Annotated in this window: 19 protein-coding genes; 17 read left to right on the top strand and 2 right to left on the bottom strand. The window is 54.7% G+C overall.

Annotation, left to right across the window (positions count from 1 at the left end):
* Positions 1-2: 2 nt before the first annotated feature.
* The 3 genes from QGM61_RS04920 (at position 3) to htpG (ending at position 4,051) form a co-directional block, all read left to right on the top strand.
* On the top strand, positions 3-611 hold the full coding sequence (locus QGM61_RS04920) for an energy transducer TonB (RefSeq protein ID WP_237134106.1): 609 nt from the start codon (positions 3-5) through the stop codon (positions 609-611).
* 4 nt (positions 612-615) lie between these two features.
* Positions 616-1,971: a tetratricopeptide repeat protein gene (locus tag QGM61_RS04915; RefSeq protein ID WP_237134107.1), complete on the top strand. Its 1,356-nt coding sequence runs from the start codon at positions 616-618 to the stop codon at positions 1,969-1,971.
* Positions 1,972-2,140: 169 nt separating this feature from the next.
* Positions 2,141-4,051, top strand: a complete 1,911-nt coding sequence (gene htpG, locus QGM61_RS04910) for a molecular chaperone HtpG (RefSeq protein WP_237134108.1) — start codon at positions 2,141-2,143, stop codon at positions 4,049-4,051.
* Between the two features lie 60 nt (positions 4,052-4,111).
* On the opposite strand, the gene argS is transcribed toward htpG, so the two are convergent.
* On the bottom strand, positions 4,112-5,848 hold the full coding sequence (gene argS / locus QGM61_RS04905; protein WP_237134109.1) for an arginine--tRNA ligase: 1,737 nt from the start codon (positions 5,846-5,848) through the stop codon (positions 4,112-4,114).
* A gap of 169 nt (positions 5,849-6,017) precedes the next feature.
* Between argS and QGM61_RS04900 the strand changes: the two genes are divergently transcribed.
* The 14 genes from QGM61_RS04900 to QGM61_RS04835 all read left to right on the top strand — a co-directional run bounded on the left by QGM61_RS04900 (position 6,018) and on the right by QGM61_RS04835 (position 17,093).
* Positions 6,018-7,004 carry an RluA family pseudouridine synthase gene (locus QGM61_RS04900; protein ID WP_281132198.1) on the top strand — a complete coding sequence of 329 codons (987 nt, stop codon included), beginning with the start codon at positions 6,018-6,020 and terminating at the stop codon, positions 7,002-7,004.
* 91 nt (positions 7,005-7,095) lie between these two features.
* Entirely contained in the window at positions 7,096-7,659 is a 564-nt protein-coding gene (locus QGM61_RS04895) for a YceD family protein (protein ID WP_281132197.1), read from the top strand.
* A gap of 35 nt (positions 7,660-7,694) precedes the next feature.
* Positions 7,695-7,874 carry a 50S ribosomal protein L32 gene (rpmF, locus tag QGM61_RS04890; protein WP_237134112.1) on the top strand — a complete coding sequence of 60 codons (180 nt, stop codon included), beginning with the start codon at positions 7,695-7,697 and terminating at the stop codon, positions 7,872-7,874.
* 2 nt (positions 7,875-7,876) lie between these two features.
* Positions 7,877-8,887 (top strand): phosphate acyltransferase PlsX, encoded by a 1,011-nt coding sequence (gene plsX, locus QGM61_RS04885; RefSeq protein WP_237134113.1) that lies wholly within the window; start codon positions 7,877-7,879, stop codon positions 8,885-8,887.
* 16 nt (positions 8,888-8,903) lie between these two features.
* A complete protein-coding gene (gene fabD, locus QGM61_RS04880) occupies positions 8,904-9,839 on the top strand; it encodes an ACP S-malonyltransferase (protein ID WP_281132196.1) in 936 nt (311 codons plus the stop codon).
* 30 nt (positions 9,840-9,869) lie between these two features.
* A complete protein-coding gene (fabG, locus tag QGM61_RS04875; RefSeq protein ID WP_237134115.1) occupies positions 9,870-10,616 on the top strand; it encodes a 3-oxoacyl-ACP reductase FabG in 747 nt (248 codons plus the stop codon).
* Between the two features lie 233 nt (positions 10,617-10,849).
* Positions 10,850-11,083, top strand: a complete 234-nt coding sequence (gene acpP, locus QGM61_RS04870) for an acyl carrier protein (protein WP_058021632.1) — start codon at positions 10,850-10,852, stop codon at positions 11,081-11,083.
* A 90-nt stretch (positions 11,084-11,173) separates the two neighbouring features.
* Positions 11,174-12,421, top strand: coding sequence for a beta-ketoacyl-ACP synthase II (gene fabF, locus QGM61_RS04865; RefSeq protein ID WP_237134116.1), 1,248 nt, complete (start codon positions 11,174-11,176; stop codon positions 12,419-12,421).
* A gap of 22 nt (positions 12,422-12,443) precedes the next feature.
* Complete coding sequence (gene pabC, locus QGM61_RS04860) at positions 12,444-13,301, top strand: aminodeoxychorismate lyase (protein WP_281132195.1); 858 nt, start codon at positions 12,444-12,446, stop codon at positions 13,299-13,301.
* Between the two features lie 7 nt (positions 13,302-13,308).
* Entirely contained in the window at positions 13,309-14,340 is a 1,032-nt protein-coding gene (gene mltG / locus QGM61_RS04855) for an endolytic transglycosylase MltG (RefSeq protein WP_281132194.1), read from the top strand.
* A gap of 27 nt (positions 14,341-14,367) precedes the next feature.
* Positions 14,368-15,015, top strand: a complete 648-nt coding sequence (tmk, locus tag QGM61_RS04850; protein ID WP_281132193.1) for a dTMP kinase — start codon at positions 14,368-14,370, stop codon at positions 15,013-15,015.
* The gene (gene holB, locus QGM61_RS04845) at positions 15,012-16,016 is read left to right on the top strand and encodes a DNA polymerase III subunit delta' (protein ID WP_237134120.1); all 1,005 of its coding nucleotides are present in this window, start codon (positions 15,012-15,014) and stop codon (positions 16,014-16,016) included. Before tmk ends, holB begins: the two co-directional genes overlap by 4 nt.
* A gap of 76 nt (positions 16,017-16,092) precedes the next feature.
* The gene (locus tag QGM61_RS04840; RefSeq protein ID WP_281132192.1) at positions 16,093-16,461 is read left to right on the top strand and encodes a pilus assembly protein PilZ; all 369 of its coding nucleotides are present in this window, start codon (positions 16,093-16,095) and stop codon (positions 16,459-16,461) included.
* 104 nt (positions 16,462-16,565) lie between these two features.
* Positions 16,566-17,093: a DUF411 domain-containing protein gene (locus QGM61_RS04835; protein WP_281132191.1), complete on the top strand. Its 528-nt coding sequence runs from the start codon at positions 16,566-16,568 to the stop codon at positions 17,091-17,093.
* Here the strand turns inward: QGM61_RS04835 and QGM61_RS04830 are convergent.
* Complete coding sequence (locus tag QGM61_RS04830; protein ID WP_281132190.1) at positions 17,082-18,257, bottom strand: NAD(P)/FAD-dependent oxidoreductase; 1,176 nt, start codon at positions 18,255-18,257, stop codon at positions 17,082-17,084. The genes QGM61_RS04835 and QGM61_RS04830 overlap by 12 nt on opposite strands.
* Between the last annotated feature and the right edge of the window lie 16 nt (positions 18,258-18,273).

The following is an 18,273-nucleotide window of genomic DNA, read 5'->3' as shown; positions in this document are numbered from 1 at the left end:
AGATGAGTATACTTCGATGGGTAGTCTCTCTTGGACTGGCGGGTCTTGTGACACTGGGGCTGTTCTATTTCATGCAGGCGCTGATTGCTACTGGCGGTGAGCTGGAGCAGAACACCAACATCATCCGTATCGTTGATGCGACCATGCCAGAAATTGAAATGGAAGTGATCCGGGATGTAGAGCCACCGGAAGAGATTGAACAACCGCCGGAAGACACACCACCACCACCGGATCGTAATATCGATATGGATGGCGGCGGCGATCTGAACATTGCCCGCGAAAACGTGAATGTTGATATCGGCCTTGATATTGGTGCGGCCGGCCTCAGCGCTACAGACGGTGAAATGCTGCCGCTGGTAAACATTCAGCCCCAGTATCCAACACGTGCCGCTCAGCGTGGTATCGAAGGCTGGTGTCAGGTTTCGTTTACGGTAACTGAAACCGGTGGCGTACGTGATGTTGTTGTGGTCGATGCAGAGCCACGTGGCATGTTCGACTCAGCTTCCATCCGAGCTGCTGAACGTTTCCGCTTTCAGCCACGTGTTGTGAACGGTGAAGCGGTAGAAGTACCGAACGTTCAGTACGTGTTCCGCTTTGAACTGGAGGAGTAAGAGAATGAGTGCTGTAAATACAATTCTCCGATCCGCCATGATGGCTGCCTTCCTGGCGACCAGCGCGTCAGTTGGCACCATGATGCTGGCCACGCCTGCCTACGCTCAGGAAGAGGATGATGGTCCGCGTGAACCACCACCCACACGACGTTCAGACACACTGAGCGACCGTGTCTATCGTGTCATCGCGGAAGTTCAGGAGCTGATGAACCCGTCCGAAGAAGGGCAGGAGCCGGATCTGGCCGCTGCCAAGCGTGAACTGGACTCCTTGAACGAGCGCTACGACACGCTGAACGACTTCGAAAAGGCCACGATGCTGAACTTCTACACCAACTACTATCTAGGTGTGGACGACATTCCGAATGCGTTGGCGACTTTTGAACGTATCCTGACGATTGAGGACCTGCGTCCCGAACAGCGTCTGCGTTCACTGCAGTCGCTGGGTCAGCTTTACGCCAGTGAAGAGCGCTATGAAGACGCGATTCGCACGCTGGAAGAGTGGCGCAATCTGTCAGCCGATGAAAACGCAACTGTTTATAACGTGCTGGCACTGGCTCACTACAACCTGCAGCAGTTCACGCCTGCAATTGACTATCTGCTCAGCTACATGGATCTGCTGCGTGCAGAGGGTCGTGAGATTGCGCGTAACGTCTACACGCTGCTCAATGTCATGTACATTGAACTGGAAGACTATGAGTCAGCGCTGGACGTCACCAAGACTCTGGTAGCCCTGTTTGATGAAGGCGCTGACTGGCGTAACCTGGCAGCCATTTATGGCTTCCTGGATCGCGAGCAGCAGCGTATTCAGACCATGGAACTGGCCTACGTCAAAGGTTACCTGCAAAGCGAAGGCGAGTACATGAACCTGGCTCAGTCGCTTGCTGGTCTGGATGCTCCGATTCGGGGCATCGAGATCCTCGAAGATGGTATCGAACAGGGTATTGTCGAAGAGAATGGCGACAACCTGCGTCGACTGACTCAGATGTATATCATTGCATCCGAGTTTCAGGCTGCAGTTGAACCTGCAGAGCGTCTGGTTGAAATCGTTGATGATGGCGAAGCCTGGGACTACCTCGGCTACATTCATCTGATGAACCGTGACTACGCCAGCGCTGTTGAAGCAATGCAGACTGCGCTGGACCGCGGCGGCCTGGAGAACACTGGCGATGTCCAGCTGTCTCTGGCGCGAGCCCTGGTAGAACTGGATCGTTATGACGAAGCCCTGACCGCCGCGCAACGTGCGCAGCAAATGGGTGCCAACAACGCTGGTCAGTTTGTATCGTTCGTTGAAAGCTCCAAGGCGCGTTACGAAGCGCTGCAGGAGCAGAAAGAACGCGCAATCGAATACTACCAGTCTTGAAATCGGGGCCACTGGCCCCCATAAAAAGCCCGGACACCGAAAGGTCTCCGGGCTTTTTTGTTTCTGGGCTCTACTTGCTTCACGCGGGCATTTGCCAAGATGGCCAGGCGCGAGGCGACCAGAGACCAGACACTGATTAATAGAATTCAAGACAGCAGAGGTTTGTTGCATGACAACAGATATGAAAAAGGAAACGCGTGGATTTGAAACCGAAGCCAAGCAGCTACTGAAGCTGATGATCCACTCGCTGTACAGCAATAAGGAAGTATTCCTGCGCGAGTTGATTTCAAATGCATCGGATGCTGCAGACAAGCTCCGCTTCCAGGCTTTGTCCAACCCCGATATTTACGAGGGTGATACCGACCTCAGGGTTTTGATCGACTTTGACAAGGATGCCGGTACCATCACCATCAGCGACAACGGCATAGGCATGGATCGCGAAGACGTGATCAGCAACCTGGGTACAATTGCCCGGTCTGGCACCGCCCAGTTTCTACAGTCTCTCAGTGGTGACCAGAAAAAAGACTCCCAGTTGATAGGCCAGTTTGGTGTCGGTTTCTATTCAGCATTCATTGTTGCCAACGAAGTTGAGGTCATAACCCGCAAGGCCGGCACAGCCGCCAGCGACGCGGTGCGCTGGGTCTCAGCAGGGGAGTCTGACTACTCCATAGAGGCAACCGAGAAGGCGGGTCGCGGCACCACAGTTATTCTGAAGCTGCGTGATGACTCCAAAGACTTTGCGGATGCCTATCGAATCCGTCAGGTCGTCAAGAAATACGCGGATCATATTGCCATACCGGTATTGCTGCCAAAGCAGAACTTCGACGATAAAGATGAAGGTAAGTCTGCTGAAGCACCTGAATACGAGGCAGTCAACGACGCCAAGGCTCTGTGGACACGCCCAAGGACGCAGGTAAGCGACGACGAATACGTCGAGTTCTATAAGCATGTCTCTCACGACTACGAGAAACCACTTAGCTGGAGCCACAACAAGGTAGAAGGCAAGCTGGAATACACCAGCCTGCTGTATCTTCCTGCTCGAGCCCCGTTCGATTTGTGGAATCGTGATGGCGCCCGTGGTCTGAAACTCTACGTGCAACGCGTCTTTATCATGGATCAGGCTGAGCAGTTTCTACCTCTGTACCTGCGCTTCATCAAAGGTGTCGTGGATTCCAACGATATCTCCCTGAACGTATCACGCGAGATTCTGCAGAAAGACCCAGCTGTAGATTCAATGCGCAGTGCACTGACCAAACGTGCGCTGGATATGTTGGCAAAGCTCAAAAAAGACGAGCCTGAGAAATACGCCACTTTCTGGAAAGAGTTTGGTCAGGTGCTCAAGGAAGGTCCAGGTGAGGATTACAGCAACCGCGAGGCTATCGCCAAGCTGTTGATGTTTGCCAGCACCCACGAGCAGAGCACTGGGCAGGATCAGAGCCTGGAAGATTATATTTCACGCATGAAGTCTGATCAGGAGAAGATCTACTACCTGATTGCTGATTCCGCCAAAGCCGCCAAAGGCAGCCCGCACCTGGAAATTTTCCGCAAGAAAGGCATAGAAGTCCTGCTGTTGTCCGACCGGATTGATGAATGGCTGATGAGCCATCTGCATGAATTCGATGGCAAACCGCTGCAGGATGTTGCCCGCGGCGAACTTGATCTGGGCAAGCTGGATGACGAGGAAGAGAAAAAGGCGCAGGAAAAGCTCGAAGAAGAGCTGAAACCTCTGCTCGAGCGCGTCCAGAATGCACTGGGAGAGCGCGTTAAGGAAGTCAGAATCAGTCACCGCCTGACTGACTCAGCGGCTTGCCTGGCGATTGATGAGGACGATATGGGCGCGCAGATGCGACGCATCATGCAGGCATCCGGACAGGCAGTGCCTGACACCAAGCCGATCTTCGAGCTGAATCCGACACACCCATTGGTCGACAAGCTGGAACATGAGCAAAACGAAGAGCGCTTCGGCGATCTGATTTCAATATTGTTCGATCAGGCGAGTCTGGCTGATGGCAATGAACTGGAAGATCCAGCCCGGTTCAGCCAGCAGCTCAACAAGTTGCTGCTTGAGTTGTGCAACTGATTTGAGGTCTGTGTTTGCGGGGCAGGGAGGCCCCGCAAACAAAAGAAGTCAGAAACTTTCTCACATCTGCTGCAGCGGTTCTATACCAAGCAGATTCATACCTTCACGCAATGTCTGCGCAGTCAGGCTGGCCAGCGCAAGACGACTGGCCTGTATCTCCGGCTCGGATTTAAGAATCGGGCAGCTCTCGTAAAACTTCATGAACAAGCCGGCCAGCTCAAACAGATACTGACACAGCTGGTTCGCATAACAATCCTGACCAACCTGACGGACAGCCTCGGACAGTTGCAGAATCTTCAGCAACAAGGCTCGTTCTTCTGCGGCAATCGCCTGAATCTGTGAGCCCGGTTTAACACCTTCTGCTTCCAGGCGGCGGACCACGCTCTGAATTCGCGCGTAGGCGTACAGCATGTAGGGTGCCGTATTGCCATCAAAAGACAGCATGGTAGACCAGTCAAATATGTAATCGCTGGTGCGATTCTTGGACAACTCAGCATACTTTACCGCCGCGACACCCACCGTATCCGAGATTTCCCGGCGCTGTGCTTCTGGCAGATCCGGGTTCTTGTCGGACACCAGCGCAAATGCCCGCTGGACAGCCTCATCCAGCAGCGCCTTGAGTTTGACAGTATCACCACTGCGCGTTTTGAATGGTTTGCCGTCTTCACCCATCATCGTGCCGTAGGCAACATGTTCCAGGCTGCAATCACTACGAACCAGACCTGCGGCGCGTGCTACTGCAAATACCTGCTGAAAATGCAGGCTCTGTCTGGCATCAACGACATACAGCACCCGGTCAGCGCCGAGCTGACCAGAGCGATAGCGGACGGCGGCCAGATCGGTCGTGGCATAAAGATAACCGCCATCCCGCTTTTGAATGATCACGGGCAGGGGAGTGCCGTCTTTACCTGTGAACTCTTCCAGGAAGACACACTGCGCACCATCTGACTCGGTCAGCAGCTTTCTGGCAGAAAGCTCATTAACTATCTTCGGCAAGTCATTGTTATAGAAACTTTCCGCACAGAGATCGCTGGGCTTAAGTTTGACCTGAAGCTGATCGTAAACTTCCTGACAATGGCGCAGGGACTCTTCGATAAAACGCTGCCATGCCGCCAGACACTCGGCGTCACCCTGCTGCAGCCGCACAACATAACTGCGCGCCAGATCAGCAAATCCGGGTTCATCGTCGAAACGCTGCTTGGCAGCCCGGTAAAAACTCTCAAGATCCGCAAGGCTGCCAGACACTGATTCACCCTGTTCAATCAGTGATGTCATGTGTGCGATCAGCATGCCGAACTGAGTTCCCCAGTCGCCCACATGGTTCTGTCGTATGACGCAGTGTCCCAGGGCTTCGAGAACGCGGACGATCGTGTCGCCGATGATGGTGCCTCGCAAATGCCCGACATGCATTTCCTTGGCAAGGTTCGGGCTGGAGTAATCCACCACAATGGTCTGTGTAGTGTTATCGGGCAGTATCAACGGTGCCTTCGACTGCAGAATCGCGGTAGCACGCGTATTTAGCGCTGAGTCATCCAGAAACAGATTGATAAATCCCGGTCCGGCGACCTCGGCTCGACTGACCAGTCCCGCCACATCCAGAGCAGCCAGTACTTCCTGGGCAACCTCTCGGGGATTGCGACGCAGCTGTTTCGCGACTGACATCACGCCATTGGCCTGGTAATCACCAAACTCGGGGCGGGAGGCGTAGATGACCTGCGCTCTGGCATCAGTGATGCCGGTCACCTTGACCAGTGCTTTGGTTACGGCAGCATCAAGCGTCTCTTTGAGGGTCTGCATGCGGGACTTCCTGTATATAACTCGAGAGGTGGAATCAAATAGCGGCTAAATTTCAAGCAGCGCGGATTTTACACTATTCAGGGCTGGGCTGCCGGATCAATCTGTCCGTCAGCTGAACTGCAACACTGATATAATGCCGGCTTTGCCGCACAGCGATCAGGCCGCAGCCATGAATGATCAAAAACACTCACCGCAAGCTGACAGGAATTACCAGGGGGCAGCCACAACTGGGGTCCAGTATATCTCAGTGGGTGAACACGCTACCGGTCAGCGACTGGACAACTTTCTCATGTCGCGGCTACGTGGATTACCCAAGTCGCACCTTTACCGACTTATTCGCAAAGGCGAGATTCGCATCAATAAAAAACGCTGTAAGCCCGACAGTCGAGTCACGGAAGGCGATGTCGTTCGTGTTGCGCCATTGCGACTCAGTGTGCGGGACGCGCCAGTACCACCAGGTGCTGAGCTGCAGCGCGCCCTGCAGCAGTCGATCCTGTACGAAGACGATCATCTGCTACTGCTCAACAAACCCGCCGGAATGCCCGTGCATGCGGGAACCGGCACGGCAGCCGGCGTGATTGAGGCCTTGCGCTATATGGCAGGCGAGGGTGGCTATCGGGAACTGGCACACCGACTTGATAAAGAGACCTCTGGTTGTCTGCTGGTGGCGAAATCGGCGATTGCGCTCAAAACCCTGCAAGTGGCCTTCAAAAAGCGGCAGGTCAGCAAGATCTACCAGGCCATCGTGCATGGCAGCTGGTCAGCAGACCTGACGCAAGTGGATGCGCCCCTGCTGAGGGTTCAGCCCCAGCAGGGAGAACGGATCGTCAAGACTGACAATAGCGGAAAATCTGCGCAGACTGAGTTTCGTCTGTTAAAGGACTACGGCACGGCCAGCCTGATCGAGGCCAGGCCGCTGACCGGGCGTACTCATCAGATCCGCGTGCATTGCCAACAGGCAGGTCATCCTATTCTGGGGGACGACAAGTATACCTACCATCGCCCGCACTCATTCGGCAAACTGCGCTTTTTATGCCTGCATGCCAGCGCTCTGTCTCTGGACCATCCTGTATCAGGCCAGACACTGGCAGTCTCAGCGCCACTGCGATCAGCCATGCAGGAATTACTGACACAACTTGACGAAAGCCGGGCGTAAAGCCGAAACTGGCAGTAACAACCCGTAAAATATGCAAAAAAGCGCATATTTTTTTGACAGCGAACGCCGTTGCCCCTATTATTGCGCGCCTATGGCTGACACCCTCGATTTTGCCTCCCCAGTACCTGCAATTCTGGACTCCCGAAAGGTCTTCAGACAGGGGCTGTTGATAGAGGGAAGTATTGCGGTTGCTGAGCTGAAGCAGCTTTGCAGCATGCTCAGCAGTGCCGAAGGGCGAGTCAGTGCCAGACTGGAATTTGGGTTTGACGACGCTCGCAGACGCAAAATCGAAGGTCGCGTATACGGTGAATTATCGTTGCAGTGCCAGCGCTGCCTCGACACAGTCAGGGTCGCGGTGAGTGAACCGATTAACCTTGCGGTGGTAAGAAGCGAAGACAGCGCTCGCCAGTTACCGGCGGACATCGACCCCTTGCTGGATGTCGATGAGGAAATCAGACCGCCAGAGCTGATAGAAGAACAGATGATACTGGGTTTGCCGATTGTGGCAACGCATCAACATTGCGAACCACACACGGCTTCGGTGACGCCGCCAGCAAAGGCTTCGGAGAAACAGTCCGCGTCATCAGCCAGCAACCCATTTGCGGTGCTGGCAGCACTTAAGAACAACAGCGAAAAAAACAGCGACACACACTGATTTAGTTATCGTTTTTATAAACAGGAGTACCTGAAATGGCCGTTCAACAGAACAAAAAATCCCGCGCTCGTCGCGACCAGCGTCGTAGCCACGATGCTCTGACTGGCGCAACTCTGTCTGTGGACAAAACCACAGGTGAAGTACATCGCCGTCACCACGTGACTGCAGATGGCTTTTACAAAGGCAAAAAAGTACTGAATCTGGGCGACGAGTAAGTTTGACGAAAGTCAGACGTATTGCAGTGGATGTAATGGGGGGCGATCATGGCCCCCATGTCACGGTGTCGGCCTCGCTCAAAGCGCTGCGCCGACATCATGACCTGCATCTAATACTGGTGGGCCCTGAGCAGGAGATAAATCCCTCATTGGACTCACTGTCTCCCGCTCTGCGTGCCCGTACCAGTGTCCTGCATACTGATGATGTGATCAGTAACCATGACAGACCCGACCGAATTCTTCGTTCCAGCCGCAACAGCTCCATGTTCATCGCCATCGACCAGGTGAAACAGGGCCTTGCTGATGCCTGTGTCAGCGCCGGAAACACCGGAGCCCTGCTGATGGCGGGTCGCCATCTGTTAAAGACCATCCCCGGTATCGACAAACCCGCCATTATGGCCATGATCCCAGTGACGCGTGCCGGTGGATACAGCTATCTTCTGGATGTTGGCGCGAATGTGCGCAATTCTGCGCGAGAACTCTATCAATTTGCCTGCATGGGTGCCGTTCTGGCCAGCTCATTATCCGGGCGCAAATCTGCTCGAGTCGCTCTGCTGAATATTGGCGAGGAGTCCATCAAGGGCACGCCCGTCATCCAGGATGCCGCGCAACTGCTGGCCGATAACCCGGATTTTGAATACCTGGGATACATCGAAGGCAATCAGCTGTTTTCAGGGCATGCCGATGTCATCGTCTGTGACGGTTTCACCGGCAATATAACCATCAAGACCAGCGCGGGAGCAGTCAAGGCACTTCAGGCCCTGATGCGACGCAGTATCGCCAGACGCTGGTACTACAAGACGTTCAGCTGGATACTCAAACCACTGCTGCGGGATCTGCGCCGAGAAATAGATCCTGCCCGTTATAACGGCGCCACGTTGGTGGGACTGCAGGGTATCATCGTAAAAAGCCATGGCAATGCCAACGAGAAGGGCTTTCTCAAAGCAATAGAGCATGCCCTGAGACAGATCAACGATAACGTTCCGGCACTGATTGCCGGTAAAATGGTGTAAACAGCGAGAAACAGATATGCCTAAGATTGGATTCGTATTTCCTGGCCAGGGCTCCCAGCGCAGCGGGATGCTTGCGGACATGATTGAACAGCACCCAGTCATCAGCACCACATTCGCCGAAGCCTCGGCTGTGATTGGTCAGGACCTGTGGCAGATAGTCGTCGACAACCCTGACGGTCTGCTGGATCAAACCTACATCACTCAACCGGCTCTGTTGACGGCCTCGGTGGCGTTATGGCGTGCCTGGATGCAGGAAAAGGGCCCTTTGCCGGAAATGCTGGCAGGTCACAGCCTCGGTGAATACTCTGCTCTGGTCTGCGCCGGTGTATTGAGCTTTACCGACGCCGTATCACTGGTCCATAAACGCGGCCAGTATATGCAGGACGCCGTTCCGGCGGGTACCGGCGGCATGGCCGCGATCATTGGCATGGACGACAATCGCATTGATGATATCTGTGCCGGCGTCGCCGATGGTGACACTGTTTCAGCGGCAAATTTCAACTCTCCCGGCCAGACCGTGATTGCAGGCAGCAAGGCCGCTGTCGAGCGCGCGATGGAGGCATGTAAAGCCGCCGGCGCCAAGCGGGCTCTGCCCCTTAATGTCAGTGTTCCGTCTCACTGCGCCCTGATGAAGCCGGCTGCTGACCGGCTGGCCGACGACCTGGCGAAGGTAGACTTCCGCCGCCCGGAAATCCCCGTGGTACAGAATATCAATGGACGCGCGACGCGTGAGCCCGGCGAGATCAAGGATAATCTGCTTAAACAGCTTTATATGCCCGTGCAGTGGGTGGACACAATTTACTGTATGCGCGACTTTGGCATCGCCAAGGTTGTAGAATGCGGCCCCGGCAAGGTGCTCAGTGGTCTGGTGAAACGCATTCACCCGGAACTCGAGTGTTTTGCGGCTGATTCATCAGAAGCGCTGGCGACAGCGCTGCAGAACGTCAAATAGCACAACGTTGCGAACAAGGAGTCAATGCTGATGAGCATTTCAGGAAAAGTTGCACTGGTCACTGGCGCGAGCCGCGGAATTGGTCGTGCCATTGCGGCAGAGCTGGGCGCCCAGGGAGTTATCGTGGCTGGTACTGCAACCACCGAGAACGGCGCTCAGGCAATTACGGAATTTTTTGCCGAAAATGGCATCAAAGGCAAAGGATTTTGCCTAGACGTATCGTCAATGGAAGCAGTAGACAATGTCATGCAGGCCATCAGTAATGAGCTGGGTGAGCCGCCTCTGATTCTTGTCAACAACGCGGGGATCACGCGTGACAATCTGTTGATGCGCATGAAAGAGGATGAGTGGGACAGTGTCATCAACACCAACCTCAACTCACTCTATCGCGTGTGTCGGTCCGCGCTTAAGGCAATGACCAAGGCCCGTTGGGGAAGAATCATCAATATCAGCTCGGTGGTCGCTTCAAGCGGCAATCCCGGGCAGAGCAATTATGCTGCCAGCAAGGCAGCAGCAGAGGGATTCACGCGCTCTCTGGCCCGTGAAATTGGTTCACGCGGCATTACCGTGAATGCCATCGCCCCCGGATTTATCGATACCGATATGACCCGGGCGCTTAACGAAAAACAGATTGAAACGCTGCTGGCCCAGATTCCGTTGGCCCGTTTCGGCAAACCAGAGGAAATCGCTTCGGTTGCCAGTTTCCTGGCTTCCGATGCCGGCGCCTACATCACAGGTGAAACCATTCAGGTCAATGGTGGTATGTACATGGCCTGAACCAACACTGACGAGGGTTCGATTATAGGATAAGCAATTAGTGAAAAAGAAATAATAAGATGCTGAAATTTATGAAAAATAATTCGAAGCATTCAATTATTTTCGAGTTTGAGATTACAAGCGCATTAAAATAGATGTAAACTTGCGATTCGGATTATGTCAGTTGGTCAAATAATAACCAATTTAATCGGAATGCATGACAAACCTTAAGGTACTAGGAGCTAATAAGAGTTATGAGCAGCATTGAAGAACGCGTGAAAAAAATTGTCTGCGAGCAGCTTGGCGTGAAAGAAGAAGATGTCAAAGCCTCCTCTTCTTTTGTTGAAGATCTGGGCGCCGATTCTTTGGACACCGTGGAATTGGTTATGGCTCTCGAAGAAGAGTTTGAGACTGAAATTCCGGACGAAGAAGCCGAGAAGATCACAACTGTCCAGCTGGCAATCGACTACATCAACCAGCACCTGTAATAGCATTCCGCATATCGGATTGACTCTAATAGAAGCTACTCCGGGGACAGACTTGGAGTAGCTTTTGTTTATTACGTGGAGAACTACGCTTTGAACGGCAGACGAGTAGTAGTTACCGGCCTGGGGATGGTCACGCCACTTGGCAACGATGTGACAAGCACCTGGGATGGACTTAAAGCAGGGAACAGCGGCATCAACCTGATCGAGCATTTTGACGTGTCTGCATTCAGCACACGTTTCGGTGGTTCGATCAAAGCATTTGACAGCGAACCCTATATTGCTCCCAAAGACGCCAAACGCATGGATGTCTTTCTGGTCTACGGCGTCAGCGCCGGCGTCCAGGCGATGCGGGATGCCGGTCTGGAAGGCGACGAAGCAGCATTCGATCCTGCCAGATTTGGTGCGGCGATTGGCTCGGGCATTGGCGGCATCAGTGCTATCGAAGATACCGCTGAACTGATTCGCAACTCTGGTCCCCGCAAGGTTTCCCCATTTTTTGTACCGGGCTCGATCATCAACATGATCGGCGGCTCGCTGTCCATACGTTACAACCTGCAGGGACCCAATATTGCAATAACCACCGCCTGTACAACCGGCACACACAATATTGGCCTCGCCGCCCAGATGATTGCTCTTGGTCAGGCTGATCTCATGTTGGCTGGCGGTGCAGAGATGGCAACATCACCAGTGGGTCTGGGCGGTTTCTGTGCCGCTCGTGCGCTTTCGACCCGCAATGACGACCCGCAGTCCGCAAGCCGCCCCTGGGACAGATCCCGCGACGGCTTTGTGCTCAGCGATGGCGCCGGCATTATGGTTCTTGAAGAATACGAACATGCAGTGAAACGCGGTGCAAAAATATACGCCGAACTGACCGGGTTTGGCATGAGCGCCGACGCCTTCCACATGACCTCACCTTCAGAGAACGGACGCGGCGCGGCGACCTGCATGCAAAATGCATTGAACAGTGCCGGACTTGACGCCAGCGACATTGATTACATCAATGCACACGGCACGTCCACGCTGGCTGGCGACATTGCAGAAACCCAGGCCATCAAGACTGTGTTCGGTGAGCATGCCAGCAAACTGGCAGTCAGCTCCAGCAAATCCATGATTGGTCACCTGCTGGGTGCGGCCGGTGCGGTCGAAGCCATCATCAGTGTGCTGTCGCTGCACGATCAGGTCGTTACACCAACAATCAATCTTGATGAACCGGATGACGGCTGCGATCTGGACTACGTGCCAAATACAGCACGTGATGCCGCGTTAAGGGCCGTACTGACCAACTCCTTTGGATTTGGTGGCACTAATGGTTCACTGATTTTCACCAAAGCACCCTGAGTCCGTCACCGAGGCGGATGTCATGCAGATGCCGAAGCAGCTTACTCAGGTAGACGGCATGATGACTGACCAGTTGCCGACATCAGACCGTGGTCTGATGTACGGCGATGGTCTGTTCGAAACCATGCGCCTGCAGGCAGGACAGTATTCTCACCTCGAGCAGCACCTGCAACGACTGCTTGCTGGCTGCAGGCAACTCTCCATTACGGTATCGCCTGAAACTATCGAGAGCCAGCTGCAGAGTTTCCTGTCTGAGCTGCAGCATCAGGCCCTGGATAACGCCGTAATCAAATTGATCATTACTCGCGGCAGTGGTGGCCGTGGATACCAGCCGCCAGCCGACGCGAAGCCCCGCATCATTCTGCAATCGCATCCATTGCCCGCCAGGCTGTCCCATTACCAGCAACACGGAATCACCTGCATCACGGCCAGGCAAACGGTTGCCAGTCCCGCCGTTCTGCCCGGTGTAAAGCACCTCAATCGTCTGGAGCAGGTTCTTGCCAGTATTGAGCTGCAGCAGGCATCACAAAGGCATGAGGACACGCAGGAAGCATTGATGGTGGATACCGCCGGCAGGTTGCTGGAAGGTACCCGAAGCAATGTCTTTCTGGCCAATGAGGACAGCCTGTTTACGCCCTCAATTGCTGAGGCGGGCATCGCAGGAATCATGCGCCAGTTGGTGCTGACGCTGGCAGAGCAGCGTGGCTGGTCATTGGTCGTGGGGCAGCTGCCTGTTACGCAAATACAGGGTTTTCAGGAAATGTTTGTCTGTAACTCCATCATCGGCATATGGCCGGTGAACTGTGTCTCAGTTGGCGGACAGGAGATCCTGTTTCCTCAGCACCGTTTTGCCAGAGAAATTCAGCAAGTTCTGGCATAATGCCGCCATGCTTTCTCTTTCCCGGCTTATCAAGTTCTTCTGCGTCATGGTGGCACTGTGCATCAGTGCGGCACTGCTTGGCTGGTTGAGCCTAAACCGCTATCTTGAATCACCGATAGGAGAGGGCGGCTCCTCCGCTGAAAGCATTGTGATCGACATCCCGGCGGGATTTGGGGTCAATCAGGTGGCCTCATTGTTACAACGCGAGGCCGGCCTCAAGTGGCCTCGCATATTCGCGGCCTGGACTCGTGCGCAGGGCCAGGATCGTTCCATCCGCAGTGGTGAGTTTGCAATAGAGCCCTCAATGACACCGCCAGAGATTCTTGCCTTGCTGGTCTCCGGGCGGAATGTGCAATATCCGGTCACGCTGGTTGAGGGTTGGACCATCGATCAGGCTCTGAGTCAGTTATGGGCCATTGACACGATTTCCAGCACGCTTCAGGGCCTGACGCACGAGGAGATACTTGCACAACTGCAATCTCCCTATCCCGCTCTGGAAGGCAGCCTATTTCCTGATACCTATTTCCACACACGTGGCACAACCGATATTGATATTCTGCGACGCGCTAATCAGCGACTGCAGCAGACCATGAATGAGCTCTGGCCAGCGCGGGATGCGGCGCTACCATACGAGACCCCGTGGGAAGCGCTGATCATGGCCTCAATCATCGAGCGCGAGTCAGGGTACAATGCCGAAAAGAATGCAATCGCAGGCGTCTTTGTGCGCCGCCTGCAGCGAGGCATGCGCCTGCAATCGGACCCAACGGTAATTTACGGGATGGGTGCCGAGTATCAGGGAAATATCAGGCGCCGCGATCTTGAAACGACCACGCCCTGGAACACATACCGGATTAACGGGCTTCCGCCTACACCGATTGCCCTCAGCGGTCGGGCGTCGATAGAGGCAAGTCTGCACCCGGCAGAGGGAACGGCACTGTATTTCGTTTCCAGAGGCGATGGCAGTCATCAGTTTTCCGACACACTGGAAGAGCACAACGCTGCTGTGCGTCAATACATTCTCAACCGCACGAGTGACTAGACAATGATGGATGGGTCAGGGAAGGGGATGGGTAAATTCATCACCGTAGAAGGCATTGAAGGCGTCGGCAAAACAACCAACCTCGCCTGGCTGGTGGAGTGCCTGGAGGCAGCCGGGATCGACTACATCCAGACCCGTGAGCCCGGTGGAACGGCGCTGGCCGAGCAGATCCGCGAACTGTTACTGACGCCCCGTGAAGAAAACATGCACGCGCTGACCGAATTATTGCTGGTCTTTGCGGCTCGCGCGCAACATCTTGAGCAGCGCATCAAACCGGCCCTGCAGCGAGGCCAGTGGGTGGTCTGTGATCGCTTCACGGACGCTACCTATGCCTATCAGGGGGGCGGTCGCAATCTCGACAAGCAGGCGATCGCCACGCTGGAGACGCTGGTCCAGGGCTCTCTGCGCCCAGACCTTGTTCTGTTGCTGGATATTGAACCGGCAGTCGGCCTGGCCCGCGCCCGCAAACGCGGTGAACCTGACCGGTTTGAACAGGAGGCCATCAGTTTCTTTGCGGCTGTCCGTGACGAGTACCTGCGGCGAGCTGCGGCTGACCCCTCACGATACCTGATCATTGATGCCGGGCAGGAGCTGTCTGATGTTCAGGCATGTCTCAAACGGGAGCTCTCGAAATTCATCCTTAAGGCCAGACCACCGGTAACGCAGAACCCATGAGCGATCTGACACACCAACAAACTGGCAACCCGGTAGCTGCTGTCGGTAGCTATTATCCGTGGCATCACTCTGCCTGGCAGCAGATAGTCAGCCAGCAGCGTCGCGACCGTCTGGCTCATGCCTATCTGTTCACAGGTCTGCCTGACACCGGTCGTCACCAATTCGTTCTTGGTGTGGCTCATTACGTATTGTGTGAGGCTGATAAAATCACCCACAGTAAAGCCTGCGGTCGGTGCCGGCAATGTCTGCTGTTCGCCAAGGGTTATCATCCAGATGTCCTGCAGGTAAAGCCGGAAGAGGGCAGTCGCGCCATCAAAATTGACCAGGTTCGCCAGATTGCCGATCACGTGCAGCAAACCAGTAATCAGGCAAGTGCCACCAAGGTCATTATAATCCAGCCAGCCGAGGCACTCGGCACGGCTGCGGCCAACTCTCTGCTCAAGAGCCTTGAAGAACCGCCCGGTAAGGCTTTGTTTTTATTGATAGCAGATAGTGGTGATAGCCTGCTTGCGACCATCCGAAGTCGTTGTCAGAACGTCGCTCTGCCTTCCCCGACATTCTCGGACACACAAGCCTGGCTTGCCACGATGTCTGCTGCTGACAGCGACACCCTCGCATCAGCGGCGGCACTGGCTCCGCGGCAGCCATTTGCTGCCTTGCGCATGCTGGAAGAGGGTGTCCCGGCCTGGCGCGAGATTCTTACTGATAAACTGATATCGCTCAGAAACGGAGAGGAATCCGTGACCGAAGTCGCGCGATTCTGTGAGAAACAGCCAGTCGCTCATGCTATAAACCTGATGACCGATTTGTGTACTGAGCAAGTGCGCTCGCTTGCTGTTGAGCCGCAAAGCCGAACATCTGCACGTATCAGACAACTGCTCAAACTGCAGCGTGAAATTTACAGAGTTTCAGCTCAGCAGGAATCCACCAGCAATCCTAATTTGTTGATGAGTCTGGAGTATCTGTTGAGTCAATGGCAGGAACTGTCACCCGGTCGCTGACTGCATCCGTTTCAGGTGACCGATCAAGGCATACAGCCTGCATGGAAGACAATAATGACGCATGGAGAATGGACTCTTGCAAACACTACTCGCCACGCCGGCTTATAAGCCACCGCGCGTTTTGAAGATCTACTTTGACGATCCGGCCATACTCGCCGCCTGCTACTTGCCGTTTCTCAAACAGGGTGGCCTGTTTATACCAGGAGACTATGACGAACTCAGCAGCGACGCGGTGATGCTGCTGTTGCGACTGCCGGGCGAATCCCAGGCCGAAATGCTGCGTCTTGACGTTGTCTGCAGCACACCGCTGGGTGTGCAGGGCAAACAGCCAGCCGGAATAGGGCTGGGCTTCAACGCCGAGACCGCCGGAGCGGCCGCACGAATTCGCGAGATAATTTCGCCATTCAGCGCAATGCAAGGCAACGCCTTCCTGGGATCATGGTAGACTGTTTGCAGGATTTACCTTTCTCGAATCAACGAAGCGGTCAACAGTTCAGACATGTCAGATCATCATCCTGAACCTGTAGTCCGCTCCCAGGAGAATACGCCATGCCATTGAACTCAATTATAAAACTTGCAAGTCTGTGTATGCTGATCTGGCTTGTCAGCTGTTCACCAGACAGTAATCCTGGCGTTGCCAGCGCAGCCGAGCATCCCATTGCACTGGAGGTCTACAAAAGCCCGACCTGTGGGTGCTGCGGCATGTGGGTAGATCACGCCTCTGCGCGGGGTTTTGCCTTCACTGTCCAGCATCTTGATAATGACGAATTGACACTTGAAAAACTGCGCCGCGGCATTGGCCTGCGCTATCACTCCTGCCATACCGCTGTGGCTGAAGACGGGTCTGTCTTTGAAGGTCATGTTCCAGCCTATCTGATCCATCAGTTCCTGGCAGACAAACCGGAAAATGCTATCGGTCTGGCAGTACCTGGCATGCCCATCGGTAGCCCTGGAATGGAAGTCGGCGACCGCTTTCAGCCTTACGATGTTTATCTGCTAAACGCCGATGGTACCGCTGAGGTCTATACCCATGTTGGAGACTTCGACTCACAGTTCCAGACGGCATCAGCCGAGTAACTGCTGTTGCGAAATGCGCTCTGCGAGGTGATTCGCGAGCGCAAGACTGGCCGTCAGCCCGGGCGATTCAATTCCCAGCAAATGGATCGCCGCACAGCCTTCCAGCTGCTGCTCCACAATCTGGAAATCCTGGAAACCATCACCTGTGACGCGTGTGCGAATACCTGCATAATCGGGCACCAGACGTGATTCATCCAGGGCAGGGAAGTAGCGCCGGATCTGTCTGGCAAACATGTCGCGACGCGACGCATTCACACTCAAATCAAGCACATCTTCACTGTTCATGTCGTGCGCCAGTTGCTCTACATCCGGCCCGAACCGGCAGTTTCCAGCCATGTCCAGTGTAGCGTGGATCCCCAGACCATTGCCCGTCGGGTCCGGCACCGGATAGATCAGATGACTGAACGGGGTGCGCCCCTGATAGGCAAAATAATTGCCTTTTACCCACTTGATCTTCGGAAGTGCCTGATTCGTTGCGACACCTGCCTGGTGCAGGCGCTCCGCAATATCAAGGGCCCCCAGTCCAGCGCAGTTGATCAGTAACCGACAAGCGACTCTTGAAGTTTCCGCACCGTTGCGACGCCAGTTGCTGGTCATTTCAAGTTCCAGCCTTTTGCCACTGTCCTCTGGCCTCACCTCGTTGAGCCGCGTCGCCAGCGCCAACATGACGCCGTTGGCCTGTGCCTGTTTCAGCAGGGACTGCATGTACTCATGGCTATCGATGATACCCGTACTGGGCGACCATAAGCCGGCATCTGCTCTTACTGCCGGCGCGAGACTGGCGATCCGGGAAGCATTCAGGCTCTGCAGATTCTCAACTCCGCTGGCGCGCGCATTATCTGCGATCCTGTTCAGCGTATCTTCCTCGCCTGACTGTGCCACAATCAGTTTGCCGATCTGACGGACAGGTACCTGATACTGTCGACAGTATTCATAAAGCAGATGCCGGCCCGCCACACAAAGGCGCGCTTTCAGGCTGTCAGGCGCATAGTAGATTCCCGCATGGATCACCTCACTATTACGACTGCTGATGCCCTGACCAACGCTTTCGGCCTGCTCGATCAGCGCAACGCTTGAACTGGGCAGTGACTGGCTGAGCTGTCGGGCGATCGCCAGCCCGCAGACGCCGGCGCCTACAATGCAAATATCAACTTCGAAGTTCAAAAATCCCTGCCAAATG

Origin of the sequence: Pseudohongiella sp. SYSU M77423 (genome assembly GCF_029911965.1) — a bacterium.
Taxonomy (GTDB): domain Bacteria; phylum Pseudomonadota; class Gammaproteobacteria; order Pseudomonadales; family Pseudohongiellaceae; genus Pseudohongiella.
Note: the sequence above shows the minus strand (reverse complement) of the source record. Positions and strands in the feature narration are given on the sequence as shown.